This window comes from Sivoneniella epilithica UHCC 1019 (assembly GCF_040830845.1).
In the GTDB taxonomy this organism is placed as follows: domain Bacteria; phylum Cyanobacteriota; class Cyanobacteriia; order Leptolyngbyales; family Leptolyngbyaceae; genus ULC077BIN1.
The window spans coordinates 104,246-127,880 of sequence record NZ_JBFPDP010000008.1; the positions used below are offsets into that span (position 1 = coordinate 104,246).

A 23,635-nucleotide genomic window follows, 5' to 3' on the forward strand; every position below is an offset into this window, starting at 1 on the left:
TCAGAACCCAATAGCAATAATGGAGGAACTGGGTGCCGTTTCAAGCCGATCAAGGGTCTGTTTGATTTGCTGTCGCCATTGCTCTGATTGGGCGATCGCGGTTTCGATTTGCTGACTTAAAGGCTTGGCGTTTTGAGGGTCAAGTCCTGCTGCCAGTTCAAGCTGTTGTAGGGCGATGCAAGTAGCGATCGCGGGGTCAATTTCAGTGGGGGATGCATCCAGCAGGGCAAGGACTTTAGGGGCAGGGCGATGTCCCTTGGTGCCTTTGCGGGGAATGATTTCAATGCTGCCGTTGTCTCGCTTGATATCGGCTTCCGCAAACTTAGGATGCAGGACTTTGAACAATTCGCGGAGTAGCTCGTCATTTTGGGCAATACTTTGTTTGACCCAGTGCTGCTGCGTTTCAAGCAACACCAGGACTTTGGGTTCATCAGGGATGGTCATTGTCAAAATAGTTTGATTTGGGTGGAGGGTTTGGAGTTTGCGGGCACTGGCATTGATATGGATGTAGCAGATTTAAGGGATACAGGGCGACTCACTGGTTTCTGTTCTTTCGACTGTTGTTGATAACGCAGTTTGCGAACCGGCAAATCAGCTTTTAGCTCCTCCAGCAATGCCAATAGTGGGGCAGGAAGTGCGTCAAGTTGAGTTGCCGCAATCAGGTCAGATACGGGAAAGTCGTCGTAGCTAGTGGCGCTGATCAACACCTTGCGGTCTTGCCCATCAGTTGAGGGTAGCCAGAGAATTTCTAATCGAACTGGGGTGTTATCCCAGGTATAAGCGCGATCGCTGACTTCACAGGCAGGCTTGCGGGTTTGAAATGGTTCTGGTTGAGTAGGTTCTAATTGTTGCAGGTAGGCAGTTTTGCCGCTCTCTCGCCGTTCGCGATCGTACAGCAACCCATATTTGTGAAACTGTTTCTCCGGCTCTGTTTTCAGGCAGTCCTCTAGGATTGCGACATCGGTTTGGGTGGCTTTAGCGGCAGCTTCGAGGGTGAGCCATTCATTCGGTGTAGTCATAGGGGATGATGAAATGCAAAAGGGCATCAAACACAGGTTCTAATGCCCCATGAGTTGGTGATTAAACCGATGCCTTCATTCTTTCCAGGCTAGTGGGCGCGAGTTCATAAACTACTTTACGCTTCCGTTCCACGTGCGTTCCGGCGACGGGAATACCCTGTTTCCAGGCATCTTTCACGGCAGCTTTATCAACTCGCTGTTCTTCAATCATTTTGACCCTGATATACTCGGTGGGCACTTGGCTCATGTCCAGGACTTCACAAGCAGGTGGATTGAATTTGATCCGAATTCGGCGCTGCTGCCCAACGGCTTCGGAGGTAATCAGTCCTGATTCGTTGAGTTGTAACACGGTGCAATCCAGATTTTCTCGCCAGCGGGTCAAGCGATCGATCTCGACAACATGAACTTTGACCAGGTGTTCCATCCTGGCTTTGATAGCTGCTAGTTCAGCATCAATCTGATCCACAAGTTCGGCATGGGCATCGATCGCGGCTTCCTGACTGTCTTGTAGAAACCAGAGTTGTTCCAGCACTTCGGTTTCTTGCTCTGGAGTTTCAGCCCCAGTCAAGTGTCGCCAGGTTTGCGCGGCTAGAATGCTGATGCCTTTGAGCGATCTTATGGCAATAGAGGGAGAAATTGATTTCGACATTGTTACCACCTCCCACCCACTTGATAGTAATCACGACGGGCTTCGACTTCAGATTCAAATTGGGCGGCTTCTACCTGTTTCAGAGCTTGATGTGATTTAGGTTTTGGCATGGGAATATTGAACTCAAGCATCCATAACCAACCTAACTCGAGTGGATTTTGCAATCGTTGAAAATTCAAATACGTCATAGGGTTTGAGCCATCAATCGTCAGGCTCAAAAGCGCGGTAGCGACACCAACGTACACCCTTAAATTTATTCCCTGAAGCTACGAAGCTCTGAACAGATCGTTCGTTTCTTCTGAATTGGGTTGCTGTTCGGTGATATTCAAATATCCGACACGAGTAGAGTCTGTGATTGGCTCTGCGGCAACGCGAAAAGTGTGTTGAGTATCAGGATGAGCGATGACAAGATAGGTCAGACCTGTGGTGCTGATGCCAACCTGTTGCACCACACCACCAATGAGTGCCGAGAGGCGTTGCTGATAAGCTTCAAAGTTCTGTATTTTTTGCTGTCGCTGCCAGGTATGAAAATCGACGCTGCTCGATTCAGGCTGGTGTGCAGATAGTTTTAGTTGGCGGGTGAGATTGAACACGGCTTCTGGTACTACCGTTTGCAGGTGAGAGTCGATCTCGTTAAACCCAACAGAATATACGTTTTGCCAGGGTAGCAGTACATGAAATCGACCGTCTTTGCCAATCAAGGTGAAGTTGAGGTAGTGGTTCATGGGAAAAAGCCTCATGTAGATGATCAAGCATGAGGAGCGGTAGCCTTTCACGTTGCTTAAACCATTCACAGAATATCCTTTTTGATCAAAGGCTGCAATCGTTGAGCAACAAACTGATGGACAAGTTTTTCAGTCTCTTCCGACCATAGCAATCCATTGGCTACCGTAATCAGATGTCTAAGGTTGAACTCGCTTAGATCTTCTACTAATCTGGACAACCCCTGAAGGCTTGAATCACCGTCAGCTAAAGTGTCAAAGGGTTGGGTCAATTTCAACACTAAATACGACTGTTGAAATTTTTCACCTTCATATTTGACCAGTAGAACAGGCGGGTCAGATGGTTCGGTGTAGAGCTTGCCAAGAAACCATTGTGACCTCGGTTTATTGTTTGGATCAGGGTAAACTTTTTGGCAATACCACTGATCACGAATTAAATAGCACGGTTCACCCCATAAATTAGGCTGAATTTGCTGAACGATTCCTCGAATGGTGACACCGCCAGTATGAACAATAACTTGTTGTCCCGTATAAATTATGTACATGACTACAACTCAATGTTTGGAAACTTATCACGCATAAAAAGCGGTCGCTAATTAAGCGTTGACCCATCATCCAGTTTGTGGCGATCACGGCGGTGTATCTCCGCCACCAAATCATTCCAGCATTGCAAGCAGCTTCCTCTTTGCATTACCAATTCAGCCGCTTTCCGCGCTTGCTCCAACACGCCAGCATCGTTTATCAGGTCTGCAAGGGCAAATTTAGGTAATCCAGCTTGAGCCGTACCCAGTACTTCTCCGGTTCCTCGGAGTTGCATGTCCACTTCGGCAAGCACAAACCCATTTTGTGTCTGCTCTAGCACCTTGAGTCGGTCTCTCGCTTCATCAGAGGTGGAGGTATTCATTAGCAGACAATAGGATTGAGCATTGCCTCTGCCGACTCGTCCCCGTAGCTGATGGAGTTGGGACAAGCCAAACCGCTCAGCATGTTCAACTACAATCACGGTGGCATTCGGAATATCAACACCGACTTCAATGACAGTGGTGGAGACCAGGATGTGCGTTTGATGATCTCGAAACTGGGCAATTGCACTCTGCTTTTCCTCGGCACTCATGCGACCGTGCAGCAAACCCACCCGGTATTGACTGAACTGCTGTTGGTAGGTTTGGTGGGCTGCGATCGCCGATTGTAGGTCAGACTTCTCGGACTGTTCTACCAACGGCAAAATCACATAGACCTGGCGGTGCAACGCTAGATTCCGCTGCATCACTCTTTTTACCTGGTGTCGCTGTTTCTCGGTTAGCACTCTGGTCAACACGGGCTTACGTCCGGGTGGCAATTGGTCAATCTGGCTGACATCTAAATCGCCATGCAATGTCAGTGCAAGGGTGCGGGAAATCGGGGTCGCTGTCATGCTCAAAACATGGGGATGGTTCCCTTTCTGCTGCAACTTGAGCCGCTGCTGCACGCCAAAGCGGTGTTGCTCATCAATCACAACTAACCCAAGCCGATCAAACTGAATGGCTTTCTGAATTAGAGCATGGGTGCCGATCAACAGGGGTAGTTGACCCGATCTTAGATTTGCATGGATAACCCGGCGTTGGGCAGTGGGAGTCGAACCCGTCAGCAGGGCAACGGGCAACTGGAGGGACTTGAACCACTGGGCAATCTTGTGAAAATGCTGTTCTGCAAGTACTTCAGTCGGAGCCATCAGCGCGGCTTGATATCCAGACTGGATTGCAGCTAAAATCGCTGCCACAGCCACTACGGTCTTGCCAGCCCCGACATCTCCTTGAACCAGTCGATTCATCGGGTAGGGTTTTGCCAGGTCAGACAAGATTTCATCAATCACTCGCTGTTGTGCCCCGGTCAACTTGAAGGGCAGGGCGATGTAGAACTGCTTTAGCAAGGTGGTTGGTGTAGATAGGGCTTCTCGTTGGACTTGTTTCAAAGCGGCTCTTCGCTTCAGCAACCTCAATTGCAGGTAGAAGAATTCATCGAAGACTAGACGATGGCGGGCAGCGGATAGAGTTTGTGGATTGGAGGGGAAGTGAATGTGAGCGATCGCCTGACTCAGTTCCATCAAGTCATAGTGTTGCCGCAGCTTTTTAGGTAGTGGGTCGGTTAGTTCTGAATAGTCCAATGCTGCTCGAATACAATCCCGCAGAGTTTCTGCATTTAACCCTTTGGTCAAGGCATAAATGGGTTGAATCAAGTTGTCTTTGGTCATAGCTGGCTTTCCAGCCAGATCAGCAACTTTTACTTCCGTTGCCTCGATTGTCAGTGCTCTTGTATAGTCATCTTGCCTGACTTTACCTGTGACAATAGCAGTTCTACCAGCACGATAAAACTGGTGCTGCTCGGTTCGCCACTGCTCCGATTGATAGCTGGAACCATGATGAAATTGGGTGACGCGAATCGCATTTTCAGTTTTATCCGTCACAATCCAGCTTTGGACAGTCAGTCTGCCGTTTTTCGGGGTCAAGATGCGGTGCTGCTGAATTTTGCCCGTGATCATGACTTGATCTCCGGCTCTGGCTTCTGGAATCGTGACCCCGTGATAGGTAACGTGATCGCGAGGATAGTAGTGCAGCAGATCGAGCAGGGTATGAATTCGCAGTTTGTGTAGGGCAGGCAGGCACTCAGGCGAGACGATCAAGTGAATCGGCTGAACGGTTGCTGTGATTGTCATAGCAGTGAGTTAAACAACATCACCACTGGAGTGCGGTAGCATTTTTGCAACTACCAATCCACACCTTTGCCTTTGGCTCCTTTGACTGCCCACCATTGATAGACACGCTGCTTCAATTCTTGCTGAAAGCGTGGATCATTCACATCTAGAGTGGGATAGCTGAGTTGCAGCATTGTGGCTGTGATTTGCCAGCCATAGAATGTCTGTTGTTGGGCTGCTTTCGGTGCTCGATGTAGTTTGGTGTAGTGCATTCGAGCGTATGCCTGGATCAGGCGATTTCGGTCAATCGGGATTAGGTCGGCAAGAGATGTGGTCATGGCTGAGTTGGAAGAGGACACCTAGGATCAGCAGTCGCGAATCAGCCAGCATCCGCCATTTCAGCGAGGGAAAGAGTTGGTAAGAAACCATGACCGAACTCAAGCTGCATGTATCGGTCAATCCACTGCTGATCATGTCCATGCCGTTGAGCGATCTCTTTCAAATACTTGCGATAGCGTGCTTTTTGCACACCTGTCGGATGGCTACCGAACACTGCCCCAAAACTCCACCAGCCAGCCGGGAAATAACTATATTGTTCTTTGAATCGCATCACGGCGTAACCCGGTTTATATCCTCGCTCAAAAGCAAGCTGGTATTGCTGATGCAGGAATGTCCGTTGCTCCAATTCTTCCTCGTTCAGTAGTTCGATTACGTCTTCGATCGGAACCTCTTCCAGGATCGATTCATAGACATAGCCACATTCAGGACAGTTCTGATGCCACAGCCGGATCAAGGCACTGCAATTCGGGCATTGCTTGAGCGGGGCTTCTTGGTCTGACTCTCGCTGTTTCTTGGGCTGCAACACGATCGGCTGATGATCGGTGATTCTGCCAAAGCGTTTGATGTTCCCAGTGCCAAAATCGTAGATGATGCAATCTGTTTTACCCGTTGCTGGCGACAACCGCAGCCCTCGACCGACCATCTGAACGTACAGAGCACGGCTGAGAGTCGGTCGTGCCAGAACGACGCATTCCAGGGAGGGTTCATCAAAGCCTTCCGTCAGCGTACCCACACTGGTCACAACCTGTACTTCACCCGTTTTAAGGGCATAGTAGAGTCGCTGTCGTTTAGGGGTGGACATGGCTCCATCGAGATGTTGAGCCGCAATTCCTGCTGCCTGAAATGCCTGGGCGATCGCTTTGGAGTGATCAATCCCAACGGCAAACACGATCGCTTTCCGTCCTAGGGCAATGTGCTGATACTGCTCAACGAGTTGGTGATTCAGGGTGTGCAGATTCAGGGCGCGTTCGAGTTCTTTTTCGTTGTAATCTCCAGTGCGACGGTTAACTCCAACTTTACTCAAATCCAGTTGTTTGAAGCCAAAATAGCGAGGGGGCACCAGATATCCCCGCTGGATCAGTTCTTTGGGAGTCGGTCCTTTGACAAGGGTAGTGTAAAACTCATCCAGCGATTGTTTACCTAGACGAAACGGGGTTGCAGTCAGCCCAATCATGATCTTGCGGCGATTAGTCTGACTGGCTTCAAACAATTGCTGCACGAACTTGAAGAAGGTGGTGCTGTGGCATTCATCTAGAATACAGAGATCCCAATCGGGTAGAGGGTAATTACCTGTCGCCAGGGTTTGTACCGCGCACACTTGTGCAAGTGCGTCCAGGTTCACCGGATAGCCCGATTTGATAATTCCAGTGGGAATGCCAAATTGCTCAAACGTAGCAGTGGTCTGAGTCACTAAGGGATCACGGTGACACAGAAAAATCACCCGCTTTTGTTTGCTCACAGCACTGTGAGTGATTTGAGCCGCGACTACCGTTTTACCCCCACCCGTGGGTAAATAACACAGGCAGTGACGATGCCCCTCCCGAATGGCAGTCCGCAAATCGGCAATCACCTGATATTGATAATCCCGTAAAGCTGGAGGACTACAAGGTGGTAAAGACTGAGATTGAGCAATCATGGATTAATCAAACAGGTTACGCCTGAGCAATAAAGCGTCTTTTACGGGGGCGATCGCGGACTGGCTGCCATTTTTCCTGCCGTTGCCACCAAGCGATACTGCTCAAGATGGAATCAAGCGTCCGACTGGCACTAGCGGGAGTACGGCTGGCACTTTGCCAAATTGCGGCGGCTTCATCAGCATCTAGTTGAGGGGTGCAGCGATCGCAATACTGAGCGAACAAGTCATCGTGGCTGGGATAATAGCGAATAGCCTCACCATCGAGTAACTCGGCGGTGCCAATCAGATTACGCGCCAGTTTGTAGCCTGCATTGTTACGATTGCCTTCACTTTCGCCCTGTTGCAAGAGCTGCTGATCCGCTTGAGTTAGACAGATTACCAAAGGCAGACCGCTAGAAACCGAAGCGGAATAAAAGGATGACAACATGCCGCTATCGCGTCGTCCTTGGGGCATGATTGAAGGGTCATGGGCTGTGTCCCCTGCCCGTCCTACGGTTGGTTGCCAGTCGGGACGGGTGGAAAGGTCGGCATCAAGCACCGCATGGTAAGGATCAACAGTATCGTTGGTCTTTGCCTTGCGTAGTAGTCTCACCCAAGTTCGCCAACGTTGCTCCGAGAGTCCATGCGGGAACAAACCAGTGGCATTCAATGCTTGGTTCATCTCCTTGAGGCTGTACTGATGGTCGGAGTCGATATCCAGCGTAATTGGCACGGGGTCATCCAAGCGCTCTCCTAGCCATTTGCGGCGCATCATGCCTGGTAGCCTCATAGCACGAGCAACATTGCAGATCGCTGGATCAGCATCGGCTCCGACAACGACGGTCAACTTGCGGTTGAGCCACAACCACTGTTTCGGCGAAGCAGGCTGGTTGAGCCGAAAGTAAACGTGGAGGGACTTTCCACCGGTGTAGACCACGGCGGCAGGGTGCAATCCCGTTTGTCGTTTGACTCGCTCCAGCGTCGCGTGTTGCTCAAGTAGGGGAAGAGAATCGATTTCGTAGAACAGGCAATAGCAACGCCGAACATCCCGGTTATGAATACCATCTTGCGGTTGGTTAGGGTAAAAGCTCACGGTTGCGCCCATCAGCGAGAGCTTCAGCAGATGCATGAAGCCACGCCGTTTGCCTCCAGCACTCGGTTTCCAGCAGGCTTTACCATTGGCATCCCGTCCCTGCCATTCACAAAGTTGAGCAATCAAACCTTTACCAGTGACCACTCCTCTGAGCAGATAATGCCGTAGCTGGTTTTTTCCACTCCGAGTTTGATAACGGCTCCAGGCAGACGGGGCAGCTTCCAGTGGATGGTTCCAGGACACTCGCAACCAGATAGTACTCCCTGTTCTGAAACCAATGCGATTGAGGAATTTCCGCAAGGTTTGTTTAAGTTGATGGGACTCTAGAGGTTGCATGATGGCTGTTTGGACAAAGGATCGCTCGTTGCAAATGAGTGTGGAAGTCATCCCGGTTGACGGCATAGTGACGGGGACCTGTGCAGCAGTGATAAACCGCTTCTTCCAGGAGTTGCTCCAGGCTTTCCTGAAGCCAGCCAGTGAGGGCTTGTTGCACCTGCTCCAGGCTGTACTGAGGTTGATCCGGTTCCCGTCGCCGATTTAATTCATCTAGAACGGATTGTGCTTGTTCAGCTAAATCCTCGGCATCAACAGAAAATGGGATAGATGAACTGATTGAGGTTTGTAGAGTGCATGGAAGCATCGCTAGAAGTGAACAACGTCACGTCCAGAGGCGCGGTAGCGAAGGGTAGATGCTTTAGAAATAGCGTAGATGTGGATGAAATATCATCTCCCAAGCAGCCTCTACCAAGTGGGGGATAAAGGGTATCTGTTGAACGTCAACTACTTTTTGACAAAGCAAGTGCCGCAATCAGCACACACGAATGTGTTATGCCAGCGGCGCAGATCTCGCTCATATTGTTGGTCTCTGGGGAGATTGATCAGTGTTTGCAGTCCAAAGATCAACAGACTGACAATCACTAAAGTGATGAATTTTGTGATGACCAACCTGACGTACTGGGGTTGGCTCATGCCTCCAGTGAGGCAGTAGAACAGATCCCAGATCCATCCCGGCATCCAGTAGAGCAGCCAGAGGACAAACGGTAATTGGGCAATCTCAGGTTTGATGGGCGGATTCACTTGGGCAGCTAACTCAGTTTGGTAGACGGAGCGAGCGCGGATTTTACCTACCGATAAGGCATAGCCCTGATGGTTGCCGTAGGTGGTGCCTTCAGCCCAGACTTGAGCCGCAGTTTGAATTTTAACGCTATGGCAAGCAGGACATCGAGTCTGATGAGAATGCTCGATGATGTGGTGTCGATGTTGAGTCATGAGTCAACTCCAATTTTGATGGCATTACAGTTCCAGTTGGTTTTGTTTGGCAGATAGGGTTGGCTTAAATTTGTAGAGTTTTGGTGGATTAGTTGATTGTTGAGAATCTACAGAGTCTTGTTTAGATTGATTTAGGAAGCCTGTTCGTCCTTGAGCAAGCTGGTCTGCAAGTTGGTCATATTGGTCAGTAAGTGCTGTTCGGAGTCGATTTGCTGTTGCAGCGTTGCTTGAAGTTGCGTCTGTAAACTGTGTAAGGCTTTCAGTAATTTGTCTAATTGGGTCTGCAAGGAGTTTGAGGGCTTGCTCGTTAAGGTATTGGACAATTGCATCAGAAAGTCGCTTAATACCTGATTGAAGTCTTGGTGATAAGCTTCCAGGCTGGTCGTCTGCGACTGATGGGACTGGTGGACAAAGGTAGTTAACTCGCTCACTTGCTGCATCAGTTGTTGCTGTTGTTGGATCAATTGCTGTTGATTCGTTTGCAGGTCGAGCAGCAGCGAGGAGGGTGACATCGTCTCGGATGGGTTCATAGTGAATTCCTTGGTGGTGTTGCAGTCCATTGAAGGTGTAGGCTTTACCAAGCTGAGTACCGCTGAATTGTTGCCCTTGAAATCGGTAGGAGATGCCCCACTGGTTAGCTTTGGTTTGGGTCAGTCGCACTTCAACGCCCTGGCTCTGTAGCTGGGTAATGAGTTCTGTGAAGGAGGGGTGAGAGTTACTAAGTTGGCTGATCAGGGTTTGCAGCGTTGTGCGGGTGGGATCTGTGGGGAGAGTGGGGCGATCGCCCTGTTCAAAGGCTTGCTGCTCTCGCCTGAACTTTCGCATTTCGCCTGTGGTCGGGGCACGCTCCAAGCGATCGCGGCTGGATGGAGTGGAGGTGAGGTTGTACTCTTGCTCCAATTCTCGGATTAGGGTTTCGGAGCGGCGGTAATCCCAGCTATCAGAAACGGTTTTGCCATCGGGAAGGCGAATGCGGCTGGCAATGATGTGGATATGGTCGTGCTGCTGGTCATTGTGGCGAGCAATCAGGTACTGGCAGTCTTGGAACCCCATTCCTTGCAGATAGTCTGCTGCGATCGCCCGCCATTGCTGATCGGTTTGCCATTCCTGGGCAGGGACAGAGAGGGTGGCATGGTAGACCACGACATTCAGGCGAACGTTCAAAGACCGAAAGGCATTGAACTCGGCGGTCATTTCCTGGGCAGTTTCTCCCAGCAGGTTGCCGCCAATTCGTTCTGCGTTTTCTTTTTCCAGCACATACCGGACGCAGCCACCAAAATCCCGTCCTTTCACTTGTTTGCCAATCATTGCACCGAGGTTGATGCAGGATAACTGGTTTCAGCGGTGGGTAGATTGAGATTTTGGGGAGTGACTCCAACCAGGGTGAAGCCCAGTTGTTTAAGCGCCTGCCTGAGATCGCTAAGCTGCTGGTCGATCTGGTTGAGTTGCGATCGCTCGATTTCAGTTAGGCATGTTTGGTGGGCGATCGTCTGGATTGATTGATTCATTTGCTGACAGGTTTGAGCCATTTCCAACAGGCAGATATATGCTTGCCGATTCATCGTCGGGATTACCCCTGGTTTATCTGAATGAGTTGCTTGAGTTGCCATCACGAATAACGAAGAGATTCAAATGGGTTGTTTTGAGTATCCATGACCGTCCAATTGAATTCCTCTGCCAGTTGGGAGGATTTTGTTATCTTTATTTTTCTCTGGTTAGCGAGAACATGGCTTGCTGCCGCTGGTCGTTGATGAGTGTGTACAAGCTAGTGCCATGTCGTGTACAGCGTGAGGCACCAAAAAGCTCAAGCGTGTTGCGTTCATGTACTCAAAATGGACTGGGTACGTTCATTCTGAGTACATGGGGTGAACCTGATAAGTGAGTCAGATGTTCATCCCATGTACATCTGAAGGCTATAAAAATCAATGGTTTGAGCTTGTGCTGGAACGATGTCCTTCTAGTTTGTGATAAGCAATGCAATAGGTTAGTTCGGGGCAGCCTAACCAGTTTTTAACCGTGACCGATTTGCGATTGGCGCGACTCACTTCATGCCAACTTCCGCAAAACTTAACCCAATCACCAACTTGAACCATTGCTTGACTGAGCATTCCTCCCGCACTTTCAATTTCTTTTTGCCAATGTTCAATTGCCGCTTGAGCATCTTGCAAATCAAGCTGTGCTTTGTGGTGGTTCGGGTCTTCAGCTAGTAGTGCTTGCGCGACTCTGGCTTGACGGTGTGCGTCCTCCAGGCGATTGCCCATGTATTCAATCGACTGCCGTTTTTCGACTTGATGGCGGCTACTCTCTGCCTTCCCCGCCAGATGTTGGGCATAGGCGGATTCATCCACCGATGTTCGCATGGCACTGTTGGACTGCTCTAGCGCTCGACGGTGATGTCGTTCGCTATGATGCCCCACTAAAATGGGTTGCCCCAGAGGAATCCCTTCTACAGCAGCATTGGAGCGTTGATAAGCGGCATCACTGGCATCACTATGTTTAATGGCACGGTCATCCAAACGCTCAGATCGTTCCAGAGATCGCGTATCCCGATGAGCAACCTGATCCTCTAAGCTGGACTCACCATAGATTCCAATCTCTTCAGCAATGTCATCGGTGGGGTCATTCCAGAAGCTAAAGGTGTTGCGCCCGGTAAAGCGAGTTTTTCCGCCCAAGTCATACAGCATTTGGCGAAAGGGTTCCACTCGTCCCGTGACCAGCCAGACTGGACGGGGTTGTTTACCAGATTTCTTTGGGGTGGTCGTTGACGCTGTAACGGTCAGACCTGCTTCAGCCAGAATTTGAGCAGCGGTTAACGGTTGGACAGGTTGGGGTTGCGGTTCGCATTTTGGCTGAAGGAATTGGACAAGGCGCTGGATGATACTGGGTAGGTCATCGTTTACTTCCTCGGTTGAGTTGCCCTGATCATCCTTACGACAAATCTTTCTACCTCGACTATCAAACCCACAGTTTTCACAGACCGCCATGAAGATGTCGTAGTCTTCTGATTCAGAGCCAGTTCTCCGCTGGAGTAACAGGATACTGGTCACCAGTCCGGTACTGCACTCAATCTGCCAGAGTTCGGGCGGTAATTGAATGGAAGCGATGATTTCGACCATTTCGGTTGCTAACCAGCGCCGGAATGCTTGATGTTCAGGATTGGATAGAATGCCATTGGGTAAGAGGAAGCAGAGGACTTCACCGGGTTGAACCGATCTGACGCAGCGTTCAATAAACAACACTTCAGCTCTGACTTTTTTCTGCACGCGATCCGTGCGTTCGATGAGGTTGTTGTCTCGGCAATGCCAGCGATGGGCAAACAGATAATGGTCGATGTTGTCTTGATACTCTGTTTTTAGATCGGCGTAGGGTGGATTGGCGATCGCGATGGTAGGCAGGCAGGGAGTAGAAACGGGTTCAGGCGTGGCACACTGCTGGAATAGTTGCAGCCAGTCATGTAAATGATCGGTTTGGCTGTCGAACATGGGACACCTCTTAAAACAAGCTGAGTTGAGCAGAGCCAGCGGGATGGTTGGTTTCCTGACTGGACTTACTAGAGCGGAGCGTGGGTGAGAGCGCGGGTAGGGTGGCGACCGGGCATTGGTCATAGATTCGCTCTGGGTACAGAAACGAACGCCCCAGACCGGATAGGGCATCTCCGACAATCAGATCGCCTCCCAATTGCGGAATCGGTAGGGCAAAATCAGGAGCGTAGAGCAGGAAGTTGACGGTGGCGGTTGCCAGCAAGAATGGGTCGCGTTCCCATCCGGTCAGGCTGCGGCAGGTGTTGGATAGCTCCAAACACAATCTGCCAGTGCCGATGCAGGGGTCAACTGCATGAAATGGAGGTTGCTGCTGGGAACGGTAGATGGCAGTCGCAACCGACGCTGTTGCCATCGCTCTCGCGACCCTGGGAAAGGTCGGGTAAAATCGGGTAGAACTGCGCTTGGACTGTCCATAACCCTGAACCGCCAGCAGATGTCCAAAGTAATCGGCAGGGCAGCGGAGCAGGAGTTCCAGTTCAAAGGTTTTGAGCAGGCGATCGCTGGCACCGGGACAACCGTGAGGTTCACTGGGGCACTGGGGAGTGCTGGGATGTCCAAGGGCAAACAGCAGCCAGTCAATCAAGTAAGGCAAGGTGTGACTGGCAGACAAGCCGTTGGGCGGAATGGCATCTAGGCAAGTGGTGAGCATTGCCAGTCCTTTATCAAAGCCAGCATCCCCGATTGAAAGGAAAGTGGTTTGTGGAATATTTGCTGTGGCGTTGCCAGTTTCTAGAGTGTTGCGCCAGAGCGTATATCTGCCCTGGTATTCATCATCCAGTGTGATCAAATCTGGGATTAGCCAGCCAGGGTGGAGTTCTGCCATCGGAAGTTATTGCGAAACATCCGAGCAGTGGCAACGGTAGTTGAGACGAGATTGGCAATGGCAGTTAGGATTCTGCTGATCGGCAGAGTAGAAATCACCGAGTCAGCAGGTGTGAATTTCCCAAGGGCGACTTATGGTGCAAGGGAGGTACAGAGCATGTACCGAGCCGGGAATTAGGAGATTCACGATTATGGGTTTGGCAAGAATGAGCAAATCTGCAAATGATGCGGCTGGAAGCAACACAAACGGCTATCGGTTTTTGGTGAGGGCATTGCCAGAATTTGAATGGATTACGGATTACCTCAAGCATCGACCGGAGTTCCGCTGTATGAGTGATGGAGTGGAAGCGGCGTTGCGGTATTGCTACCTGTGGCGATCGCTTCTGTGGCAAGTCTATGCTCAAGCCCAACCGGAGCCAGCGATGCGCGATCGGTTGGAGCAAGAATTGATTCGCGCTTACTACAGGCTCCTCGGCGATCTAGCGCTGATTGAGCGAGAGATGCAGAAATCGGGCTTAAGCGTTCCGGCAAAGGTGGGAGAGGCTTTGTTGTCCGTGTCTACGACGGAGAACAGGAGTTCATCAATAGACAATCAACCTACGCAGCCTGAGCAATTTTCTACAGAGTCGCGATTTCAAGCAAGGAAACCACCGAGCGAAATTGAACAACCCTCAAAGCCAACGATCGCGAATGAGAAACCATTGATTGATCAGGGATTACTTTCCCAGTTTGGAGCCTTGGGAATTGGAGTGAATTTAATGCATTCCGAGGAAACCAGTGAGGAAGATACGGATGTCAGAGAATAATCTACCTATTTCTCACTCCTTTTGAAGGCGTGGGTGGGTGGGTAAAAAACTCAACCAGCTTCATGCCAGTTGAGTTGCCCTGTGGGATTACAGGGCAGTGAGCGCATCAGGCGGCTTCAAAGTCGTAGTCGTCATCGGCTTGACGCTGATTCTGTGCTACGGCTGCTTTGTATGCCTTTTGCCGTTTGTAGAAGTTTGCCAGTTGCTTCTGGCGTTCGGCTCTGACCGCCTCAACGGTAGCAAAGCCGAATTTCTCTGCTTCTGCCATCAGTTCATCCAGGCTCAAGTTGCCATACTGCCGTTCAAAGGCTGCCTTGAACTTCTGCCAGTCAAAGTCTTTCTTCTGGCTAGACGCTTTGATTTCAAGTGCCCGTCCGGTCAGTTCTTGCAGGGTATTGAAGACCATGCGTACCTGGACTTCACCGTTGAGGTGATGCGTTGCGGCATCGATCAGAGAGGGTTTACGTGCATTGTTACGAGCCATGTTAGTCTCCTTGTTCATTCAGGGTTATTGGGCATCTGGGTAGACGCTCACATAGAATGCTGCGAGTCGCAGCGCAGTTAGGTTGCAACCAATTGAATGGTGGTGTCTAACTCACCCTGAATGCTGCGATCGCAGCTTGATTAAGCTTGGCAAGCCCTTAAAGGATTGCCCTTTAAATCCTTCAAGCGATTTTATTTAACGCCTTGTGGCAACAGAGGTTGGGGAATAAATTTCTGGCGAAAACACCTACTTGAACAATCTAGTGCTCAACGCCTTGCGGCATCAGAGGTTGAAGAACCTCTTGGCGCTATTTTCAATGCCAATCCTGGCAACTAGTGCTCAACGCCTTGCGGCATCAGAGGTTGAAGAACGATCGCACTCGCGTTGCAACAGCTTAAAGTCACTGTGCTCAACGCCTTGCGGCATCAGAGGTTGAAGAACAAAGGTCTGCCCATTCTAGAGCGTCGTCAACTTGTGTGCTCAACGCCTTTCGGCATCAGAGGTTGAAGAACAGCCAGTGTCGAAGCGGAAGTGAAGACTCAGATTAGTGCTCAACGCCTTTCGGCATCAGAGGTTGAAGAACGTTTGTTTCGTTGCCTCCACCCCCTAGCATTTTCTCGTGCTCAACGCCTTTCGGCATCAGAGGTTGAAGAACCATGCCTTACCTAAATGAATCAGAAGAATCTAGTTTGTGCTCAACGCCTTTCGGCATCAGAGGTTGAAGAACGTCCTGCTGCACCCGACACCGCTTGATCTCACCATTGTCGTGCTCAACGCCTTTCGGCATCAGAGGTTGAAGAACCACCATTGCACAGTCTTATTTGTTGCGGCTGACTACGTGCTCAACGCCTTTCGGCATCAGAGGTTGAAGAACCGCTAGCCCTGGCGTGGCGCTCAATGCCGTAGAGGGTGTGCTCAACGCCTTTCGGCATCAGAGGTTGAAGAACGAGAGGCAGGCGGTTCATCAGTTTTAGACCCGGTTTGTGCTCAACGCCTTTCGGCATCAGAGGTTGAAGAACTTCAAGTAGCTTTTCACCTTCAGTACCAGATCTTCCAGTGCTCAACGCCTTTCGGCATCAGAGGTTGAAGAACTCCTTGCTATGGGTTTCATCTGGCAATAAGTAACTTGCGTGCTCAACGCCTTTCGGCATCAGAGGTTGAAGAACGCTACCATCCCAGTATAAAGCGCTCGATAATATCCATCGTGCTCAACGCCTTTCGGCATCAGAGGTTGAAGAACGTTTGAGCGCTGACTTGAGAAGACGCAAATAGCGCGTGCTCAACGCCTTTCGGCATCAGAGGTTGAAGAACCTACAAAGTTTCAGAGCGGCTTAAAAATGCTTTGGGCGTGCTCAACGCCTTTCGGCATCAGAGGTTGAAGAACAGCAGCAAACGCTTGAAGGGTAAACCGTTTTGTAGGAGTGCTCAACGCCTTTCGGCATCAGAGGTTGAAGAACTCTCCATTCCCTTGCGGCTAGGGAATTTAGTAGTGGTGCCGGTGCTCAACGCCTTTCGGCATCAGAGGTTGAAGAACTCAGGATTCGCTAACAGCGATCGCTTCTGTTCGGTGCCGTGCTCAACGCCTTTCGGCATCAGAGGTTGAAGAACTCCACTGCCTGCTGAAATGACTGCAACGCATTGAGTGCTCAACGCCTTTCGGCATCAGAGGTTGAAGAACTTTCTTGATTTGGCGATACAGGTAGAACCGCAACGTGCTCAACGCCTTTCGGCATCAGAGGTTGAAGAACCGATCCCGACGACCTGCTCGATACCACTTTCCCAGGGTGCTCAACGCCTTTCGGCATCAGAGGTTGAAGAACTTCTGGTCTTCCCCTTCCGTTGTTTCGTACCCATCGCGTGCTCAACGCCTTTCGGCATCAGAGGTTGAAGAACCTTTGGCGAGATCTACTGCTGGAAGGATCCGCATGATGTGCTCAACGCCTTTCGGCATCAGAGGTTGAAGAACGTTGACCACCGCATCAAATGCAGCGGCTTCACGCGGTGCTCAACGCCTTTCGGCATCAGAGGTTGAAGAACTATTAAAGCGCCTGTACCGCCCGCCCCGGTGATCGTCCGTGCTCAACGCCTTTCGGCATCAGAGGTTGAAGAACCAAGCTGGAGTGGGCTAGAGAAATTCAAAATCAATGGTGCTCAACGCCTTTCGGCATCAGAGGTTGAAGAACCTAGTCAGTGCTGGGTTTCCCTGTCAGCGGTTTGGGTGCTCAACGCCTTTCGGCATCAGAGGTTGAAGAACCTGGAGTTCGGCTTGTTTGGCAAAGGAAGCCGCTGTGCTCAACGCCTTTCGGCATCAGAGGTTGAAGAACTCTAGGGGACTAGAGCTATTGAGTGAGGCAATCTCGCGCGTGCTCAACGCCTTTCGGCATCAGAGGTTGAAGAACTGTCTCGATTGGTGACGCCATCGAAGAAATCTTGTCAGGTGCTCAACGCCTTTCGGCATCAGAGGTTGAAGAACCGATCGCGCCCCGCCCAACCTTTACCCAGTGAAAGTGCTCAACGCCTTTCGGCATCAGAGGTTGAAGAACATCTAGGGCGACTCATCCCCCAGAACAGAGGAATAGTGCTCAACGCCTTTCGGCATCAGAGGTTGAAGAACGGCGTGGCTAGGGCGCGATGAAGCTGGTAACCTGGTGCTCAACGCCTTTCGGCATCAGAGGTTGAAGAACGCATGGCATTTCACTTGTTAAAACGTAATGTTTTAAGTGCTCAACGCCTTTCGGCATCAGAGGTTGAAGAACCTTTTTCGTAGCAAAGTAGATTTGTTTATTGCCCAATCGTGCTCAACGCCTTTCGGCATCAGAGGTTGAAGAACGTCATACCCTTTGAGTACAGCTAAATTACTATAGTCGTGTGCTCAACGCCTTTCGGCATCAGAGGTTGAAGAACCCACACCAGAAGCGCTAACCCTGGCACCAGGGCAAATGTGCTCAACGCCTTTCGGCATCAGAGGTTGAAGAACAAGCGATCGCTCAAAAGCTGATTAAAGCACGACCGTGCTCAACGCCTTTCGGCATCAGAGGTTGAAGAACCAGGAATCAATCGAGTAAACAATTTAATCAATCTAGAGTGCTCAACGCCTTTCGGCATCAGAGGTTGAAGAACCATTGGGAAAAATCTCGGTCAGGCTATCGTTATGGTGCTCAACGCCTTTCGGCATCAGAGGTTGAAGAACTTTGGTACAAATCCTTGGAGATTCCTTATCCAGAGGTGCTCAACGCCTTTCGGCATCAGAGGTTGAAGAACGTACTGAAAAAGCTATCAGAAACATATTTTATTTAGTGCTCAACGCCTTTCGGCATCAGAGGTTGAAGAACCATGTCGACTGAATATGTAATCTATAAAAATACCTAGTGCTCAACGCCTTTCGGCATCAGAGGTTGAAGAACGGGTTTTTCAAAAATCAGAGTGTTAAATTCTTAAGTGCTCAACGCCTTTCGGCATCAGAGGTTGAAGAACTGCTTGGTTGGCAAAGGAATCGCCCGTCTATCCCATCGTGCTCAACGCCTTTCGGCATCAGAGGTTGAAGAACGATCGCGACTTCCCCATCCGTGAGCGCTTCCCTCAGGTGCTCAACGCCTTTCGGCATCAGAGGTTGAAGAACCCCCAAAACTTTAAGCACAAAAAAGCCGCGATGGACTGTGCTCAACGCCTTTCGGCATCAGAGGTTGAAGAACGAGCCAATTGCTCATCTTCTTCCCTTCGGCTTTGCAGTGCTCAACGCCTTTCGGCATCAGAGGTTGAAGAACGGCTACCCTCCAACCAACTCTTAATCCATTCGTTCGTGTGCTCAACGCCTTTCGGCATCAGAGGTTGAAGAACTCCCTGGCTTGTCTTATCAAAACCTCCTTTGCTCAGTGCTCAACGCCTTTCGGCATCAGAGGTTGAAGAACGGCGATCGCCAGAACCATTGATAGACAAGCGTCCCTGGACAGTTTTGCAAGCACCTTGGTTTTAGCAATCGCAAATTCTCCATACGTTCTTATATCTCCTATTTTACCTAGTGTTTTGCCTGTAAAACGCTGATAGACCAAAGGGTTGAAAAATTGCAAGCACCTTGAAGGCATTCAATTCCTTGAAAATCCCAGTGCTAAAGCTTTTGGAACCTTTTTCTAAAAAATCACACCTCACAACCACAGATGCTTGCATCAGAATACCTGGAACTTCTCCTGCTCCACCGTCCAGGTTTCTGGACGATTACAAGCCTGAATGCGTTCAACGCAGCGCTCACACAATCCTGCAATCAGCAAACTATCTTCCGCATCCAGAATTTTCTCCAATTCCCAGCGCAATTTTTCGCGATCTCGCTGGTTCAATCGGCAGCGAAAAATGGAGTACTGTAGGGTTTCACCATAGCCTTTGAGCAATTGGTGAGCCTTGCGCCATCGTTTCGGGTCGCGAATGTCGTAGCAAATCATGTAGAAATTTTTGCTCTCAGCCATTGTTCACCTCACCGCAGCACCAGTTGACCGAACAACCCACCCTCACCCATCCATTCCTTCTCTAATAACCTCACCTCTAACTCTAATAATCGACGATAGGTGAGCGAATACCCCAGAACTGGATGCTTCCAGCTTTCCTCCTTGCGACGTTCGTAGACACTGATGAACTTTCGCCGACCGCTATCCGATAGCCAAACCTGCTGCCCCCGAACCTCAAAATCAGCGTCTGCATCCCACTGTCCACGATTGATCGACCCGATAATGGGCAAATCGACCAAAGACACTCGAAAAATCTCCATCAAATCCAGAGCGAGGGGAGGCGCTTGAGTTCGGGGTTGATGATAAAAGCCCAAAGCAGGCTCTAGACCGACAACCAGAATGGCATTGACCACATCTTTAAGCAGCAGAGCATAGCCAAAACTAAGCAATGCATTGAAGCGATCTAACGGTGGGCGACGATTCCGCCCAGAAAATTGAAATGCTGGATCTGCGCTCTCCGATAAAAGCTGCGGCAATGCTTTAAAGTAAAGCGCCGCGATATTGCCCTCTACTCCCAATAACGACGCGATCGCATCCGTAGTTGCAACTTGTTTGAGCACGCGCTGCATCTGTTCCACGGTTTGCTCTAAAAGTAAATTAGAGCCTGCCCCGCGTAGTCCTCGCATCAAGAACTTTCGCTGGCTTTGTCCTCGACAGGTGACCAACTGCCGAGTCAATTTCAAACAAATCTCTGGATTGCTCAACGCCTGATATTGGCGAACACGCCGTTGAATGCTGCCGTGCCGATTGTCTAGGCTGCCCATATAACGACCGCCTCCAGAGATAAAGTGAACCCCAATTTCCTGTTCCGCACAAAAGTACAGCGCTTGAGTAGAGACTTGGGCAAAACTATGCAACACAAGCTGCCCCACTTGACGAGATGGTAAGGTTTTTGTCGTTTTATCTCGACGAGAAATCTTGATCTGTTCGCCACTTTTGCCAATGCAGGTGCCAGCTTCTAGAACATGAATAATTTCTCGCTCATCATCTTCGGGAAAAAGCCGCAGGGGTTTATGCTCTATATTATCGGCGGTACGAGTTTCTTCAGGCAAACAGACCGGAGCCAGAGAACACCGAACACACAACCGTTCATTGGAGGTGATGGGTGGACGCTCAGGCGATTGTTTGAGTTGTCGTGCTTGGGCGATCGCGGCTTGCACATCCTGGCGACCTGCATCATCCAATGGCACATGCACTAACACATTATCGGTGTGGTAGCGAATGCGTCCTTCAGGCACCGTAATCCCCAATGCCATTTCAATCAGGCAGGCATAGGCAAGGACTTGCAGGCGATCGCTGTCCCAGGCTTGAGGTTTGTGATCAACGCCTCGATAGCATCGCCCCTTTTTATGTTCATAGGGAATCGTTTGACCATTGCGGGTGCGGAGGGCATCAACCTTACCGCGCAAACCCAGTTCGTTATTTTCTAGCACCAGTTCTTGCCATTCTTCACCTTCTTCCTTTTCAATTTCAACATGTAACCGTCGTCCTGAAAAAACGGCTGCATCTTGGGTATAAAGTTCTTCGACCTCTTCCAGGTAGAAGAGTCGCGGGCAGTAAGCTAGAGCATGGAGCGCGTTCACACGCAGCGTATCCTGCTCCTGAGCAGGAGTTGTAGTTATATTCATTGTTTGAAAAACCTCTAAACCCGTTAATGGAATGCGATGGCAATGCCCCTATGACTACAGTGGGGCATTCCAGTTTCAGCTAAATAGAAACACGGCATTTTGGCAGTCAATACACCTGTTTCTCTGCAATTTACAGGTGGGCAATACCAGAATGCGATCGTAAAAAAGGGAAAACATCAGAGGGCGATCGGTGATAAAAGATGATTTAACTGCTCAGCCCAGATGCTTGAAAGATTTGTTGAGCCGTCAGATGCAAATCCGGTAGAAGCGGGTCAGCGATCGCGGCATTGTCCCGATAGGTTTTAGGGAGAGAGTCTGGCACAAATACAGTCACACTTTGAGCTTTTGGATCTAACACCCAAACCTGCAATACACCTGCTGCTAGATAATCGGTGGCTTTTTCAGTCATTTCGCCAAAGCTTTGCCCTGGAGAGATGATTTCGATCGCGAGTTCTGGGGGGACAGGGCAAGGGGCATCTTCATTCCAGTCGCGGGACAGGCGATCGTAGGAGATGTAAAGCAAATCGGGAACAGGCACCCAATCGGCGTTGTCACGGGTCAGTGTAACTGCCCATTCAATCCCCACATCGCCGCGATCTCCACACCAATCATCTAGAATTCGGAGCAAGGCTTTCTGAGTTTTAGAATGGGATCGCTTGGGTGACACTTTGGGAATGGCTACTCCATTAACGAGTTCATAAGCGTTTTCACCTTCCGATAGTGCCAGGAAGTCTTCCAGAGTTAGGGGTTTGGTCGGTGCGTGAACCATGACGATGGGAGAAGTTCTAAGGGAACTGCTTTTAGTTTAATCGGCAGAGGAAGGGGCGATCTCGATTGTCAGGAAAAAAGCCTGATGGCATCTGAGGTTGGGATGTTATGCCGCTATGGGAGCTTTGGGTGTCCAGGTCCAAGCCTGGTCTGGTGGTTCGGATGTAGGAGCCTCTAGCGGAGCATAGAGGAGGCTGGTGGTCTTGCTGTTATCAGCACGATCGATGCCAATAGTTAGACGATAGGAACCGCGCATCGGCGAATCATCGGGCTGCATTTGCACATACCAATAGGTTTCTGGTGGTTCAGTCAAAATGTCTATGCGATCGAACAGAAAGTTGTTGTCTCCAGCAAATGGTAAGCCATAGCGATCGCCGTTGAGTTCGCCCCGTAACCCTTGCTTAACTCGTTGTAGCAGCGCAGACTCTGCTTGTACTCCTAACACCATATTTAGTCCAATCAGAAACTCTCGGCGGGCAGGTGTAATCCAATACTTTGCGCCTTTGGTGCGCGGTTTGAGGCCATCCTTGCCGGAATTCCCGACTGGATAACTGTGAAGCTGTTGGTAAAGAGTACAAACTTCACTTTGAGTAGCTGCAACCGTGCCGATCGCAAGTTTCATGCAGGGAACATCATCACGAATCAGGGTTGTGATACCTGCTGTGTTCGTTCGCATTTCAATCCTCGCTAAGTTTAGCACCAACCCTAAAGCTGCTGAAGGCGGCATCACTGGAGCCGTAGCTCGATAGACTCCCGCTTGAAACCCTCTAAATGCAGCAAAAGGGGCGCGAATTTGGAGCCATAGGCAGTCCATCTACTGTGCCTCCTGGCTTAAGAACGCATCTGCTAAATCTGTCAGGAGTTTTTGAGGATTTTCATACAGGTGAACGCCTGCGTTGTCCAGATATTCCCGCTGCTCTGGCTGGAGTGTGCGAACGATCTCGCCGCCAACCCAAAATTCATCCCCCGGTAGATCGCTGGCTTTAATTCGCCCTAGCTCCGGAAACTCCCCTTTTTCATTGAATCCGTAGGTGTCGTAACCAGCAATTAAGCTAGGAGTTAATCGTGCGATAACGCTCTTGGGTGCCATTTCGTAGTAGCTACGAGCATGACCACCCGCAACATTTGAGAGTTGAGCGATTGCCTGAATCAGCGCCTTTGCCCAATCAGGTTTTGCCTTGCAATCTGAATAAGCGAGAGCAACGGGATATTGATAGGCTGTATGAGCCACTTCTCGGTGCAACAGGGCAGAAGTAGAAGAGTTTTTCCAGGGACTCGCACCTGCATTTAAGGGTGATTGATTGAACATCGCATCAAATTTGTAGGGCGTAAGAGCAACCGCCAAGTTCATTCGCAAAATGCTGTCGCGCTTGGGTGGCAAGGTTTTATTTTTAGCGATCGCATCTTTATCTGCCACTAAAAACCCAAATAAAAAGTCATCTGCATACTTCTCGGCATTGGGAAATTCTTTGAACTCTACTGCAAGTTGATCCTGGTTGTGTAGACGTTTTCGATTGCAGGGCAGTCCTGCTTTAATCAACATTTCCCGCAACGCATTCCGCATCGACTCTGGACTAATGACAGTGTATTCTTTATTGCCTTTCGCAATTTTTTGAAGCACAGTGCGGTTTTCCTCGCTTTCACCGCGATAGTTAGAGCTGGGTGCAGGGTAGGTGAGAACTGTGGCAAACAGATTTTTGTTCATGATTGTG

The 23,635-nt window shown here is 50.1% G+C and carries 23 protein-coding genes and 1 CRISPR repeat array; of the genes, 1 reads left to right on the plus strand and 22 read right to left on the minus strand.

Annotation, left to right across the window (positions count from 1 at the left end; translation table 11 throughout):
* The 16 genes from AB3R30_RS07515 to AB3R30_RS07590 all read right to left on the minus strand — a co-directional run bounded on the left by AB3R30_RS07515 (position 1) and on the right by AB3R30_RS07590 (position 13,742).
* Positions 1-444, minus strand: coding sequence for a hypothetical protein (locus AB3R30_RS07515; protein WP_458648544.1), 444 nt, complete (start codon positions 442-444; stop codon positions 1-3).
* Positions 445-446: 2 nt separating this feature from the next.
* On the minus strand, positions 447-1,019 hold the full coding sequence (locus AB3R30_RS07520; protein WP_458648545.1) for a hypothetical protein: 573 nt from the start codon (positions 1,017-1,019) through the stop codon (positions 447-449).
* Positions 1,020-1,080: 61 nt separating this feature from the next.
* Entirely contained in the window at positions 1,081-1,668 is a 588-nt protein-coding gene (locus tag AB3R30_RS07525) for a siphovirus Gp157 family protein (protein WP_458648546.1), read from the minus strand.
* Between the two features lie 2 nt (positions 1,669-1,670).
* The gene (locus AB3R30_RS07530) at positions 1,671-1,856 is read right to left on the minus strand and encodes a hypothetical protein (RefSeq protein WP_458648547.1); all 186 of its coding nucleotides are present in this window, start codon (positions 1,854-1,856) and stop codon (positions 1,671-1,673) included.
* 78 nt (positions 1,857-1,934) lie between these two features.
* The gene (locus tag AB3R30_RS07535) at positions 1,935-2,393 is read right to left on the minus strand and encodes a hypothetical protein (protein ID WP_458648548.1); all 459 of its coding nucleotides are present in this window, start codon (positions 2,391-2,393) and stop codon (positions 1,935-1,937) included.
* 65 nt (positions 2,394-2,458) lie between these two features.
* Positions 2,459-2,935, minus strand: coding sequence for a hypothetical protein (locus AB3R30_RS07540; RefSeq protein ID WP_458648549.1), 477 nt, complete (start codon positions 2,933-2,935; stop codon positions 2,459-2,461).
* Positions 2,936-2,982: 47 nt separating this feature from the next.
* Positions 2,983-5,082 (minus strand): ATP-dependent DNA helicase RecG, encoded by a 2,100-nt coding sequence (gene recG / locus AB3R30_RS07545; RefSeq protein ID WP_458648550.1) that lies wholly within the window; start codon positions 5,080-5,082, stop codon positions 2,983-2,985.
* 50 nt (positions 5,083-5,132) lie between these two features.
* Positions 5,133-5,399, minus strand: coding sequence for a hypothetical protein (locus tag AB3R30_RS07550; RefSeq protein WP_458648551.1), 267 nt, complete (start codon positions 5,397-5,399; stop codon positions 5,133-5,135).
* 41 nt (positions 5,400-5,440) lie between these two features.
* A complete protein-coding gene (locus AB3R30_RS07555) occupies positions 5,441-7,036 on the minus strand; it encodes a DEAD/DEAH box helicase (protein ID WP_458648552.1) in 1,596 nt (531 codons plus the stop codon).
* 16 nt (positions 7,037-7,052) lie between these two features.
* Entirely contained in the window at positions 7,053-8,444 is a 1,392-nt protein-coding gene (locus AB3R30_RS07560; protein WP_458648553.1) for a hypothetical protein, read from the minus strand.
* Complete coding sequence (locus tag AB3R30_RS07565; RefSeq protein WP_458648554.1) at positions 8,416-8,748, minus strand: hypothetical protein; 333 nt, start codon at positions 8,746-8,748, stop codon at positions 8,416-8,418. The genes AB3R30_RS07560 and AB3R30_RS07565 overlap by 29 nt, the downstream gene beginning before the upstream one ends.
* A 140-nt stretch (positions 8,749-8,888) precedes the next feature.
* Positions 8,889-9,377, minus strand: coding sequence for a hypothetical protein (locus AB3R30_RS07570; RefSeq protein WP_458648555.1), 489 nt, complete (start codon positions 9,375-9,377; stop codon positions 8,889-8,891).
* 24 nt (positions 9,378-9,401) lie between these two features.
* Positions 9,402-10,685, minus strand: coding sequence for a relaxase/mobilization nuclease domain-containing protein (locus tag AB3R30_RS07575; protein ID WP_458648556.1), 1,284 nt, complete (start codon positions 10,683-10,685; stop codon positions 9,402-9,404).
* Positions 10,682-10,987, minus strand: a complete 306-nt coding sequence (locus AB3R30_RS07580) for a hypothetical protein (protein WP_458648557.1) — start codon at positions 10,985-10,987, stop codon at positions 10,682-10,684. The genes AB3R30_RS07575 and AB3R30_RS07580 overlap by 4 nt, the downstream gene beginning before the upstream one ends.
* Positions 10,988-11,299: 312 nt before the next feature.
* The gene (locus AB3R30_RS07585; protein ID WP_458648558.1) at positions 11,300-12,859 is read right to left on the minus strand and encodes a DUF3560 domain-containing protein; all 1,560 of its coding nucleotides are present in this window, start codon (positions 12,857-12,859) and stop codon (positions 11,300-11,302) included.
* A 10-nt stretch (positions 12,860-12,869) separates the two neighbouring features.
* A complete protein-coding gene (locus tag AB3R30_RS07590) occupies positions 12,870-13,742 on the minus strand; it encodes a hypothetical protein (protein WP_458648559.1) in 873 nt (290 codons plus the stop codon).
* A gap of 205 nt (positions 13,743-13,947) precedes the next feature.
* On the opposite strand from AB3R30_RS07590, the gene AB3R30_RS07595 reads away from it, so the two are divergent.
* A complete protein-coding gene (locus AB3R30_RS07595) occupies positions 13,948-14,547 on the plus strand; it encodes a hypothetical protein (RefSeq protein ID WP_458648560.1) in 600 nt (199 codons plus the stop codon).
* Positions 14,548-14,653: 106 nt separating this feature from the next.
* On the opposite strand, the gene AB3R30_RS07600 is transcribed toward AB3R30_RS07595, so the two are convergent.
* The 6 genes from AB3R30_RS07600 to AB3R30_RS07625 form a co-directional block, all read right to left on the minus strand.
* Entirely contained in the window at positions 14,654-15,031 is a 378-nt protein-coding gene (locus AB3R30_RS07600; protein WP_458648561.1) for a hypothetical protein, read from the minus strand.
* Between the two features lie 262 nt (positions 15,032-15,293).
* Positions 15,294-18,939: direct repeats of the CRISPR family, unit length 36 nt; unit sequence GTGCTCAACGCCTTTCGGCATCAGAGGTTGAAGAAC.
* Between the two features lie 255 nt (positions 18,940-19,194).
* Positions 19,195-19,488, minus strand: a complete 294-nt coding sequence (gene cas2 / locus AB3R30_RS07605) for a CRISPR-associated endonuclease Cas2 (protein WP_458648562.1) — start codon at positions 19,486-19,488, stop codon at positions 19,195-19,197.
* A gap of 8 nt (positions 19,489-19,496) precedes the next feature.
* The gene (gene cas1 / locus AB3R30_RS07610) at positions 19,497-21,155 is read right to left on the minus strand and encodes a type I-MYXAN CRISPR-associated endonuclease Cas1 (protein ID WP_458648563.1); all 1,659 of its coding nucleotides are present in this window, start codon (positions 21,153-21,155) and stop codon (positions 19,497-19,499) included.
* Positions 21,156-21,360: 205 nt separating this feature from the next.
* Positions 21,361-21,924: a Uma2 family endonuclease gene (locus tag AB3R30_RS07615; RefSeq protein WP_458648564.1), complete on the minus strand. Its 564-nt coding sequence runs from the start codon at positions 21,922-21,924 to the stop codon at positions 21,361-21,363.
* 105 nt (positions 21,925-22,029) lie between these two features.
* On the minus strand, positions 22,030-22,737 hold the full coding sequence (gene cas5, locus AB3R30_RS07620; protein ID WP_458648565.1) for a type I-MYXAN CRISPR-associated protein Cas5/Cmx5/DevS: 708 nt from the start codon (positions 22,735-22,737) through the stop codon (positions 22,030-22,032).
* Positions 22,738-23,628: a hypothetical protein gene (locus tag AB3R30_RS07625; RefSeq protein ID WP_458648566.1), complete on the minus strand. Its 891-nt coding sequence runs from the start codon at positions 23,626-23,628 to the stop codon at positions 22,738-22,740.
* Positions 23,629-23,635: the final 7 nt, after the last annotated feature.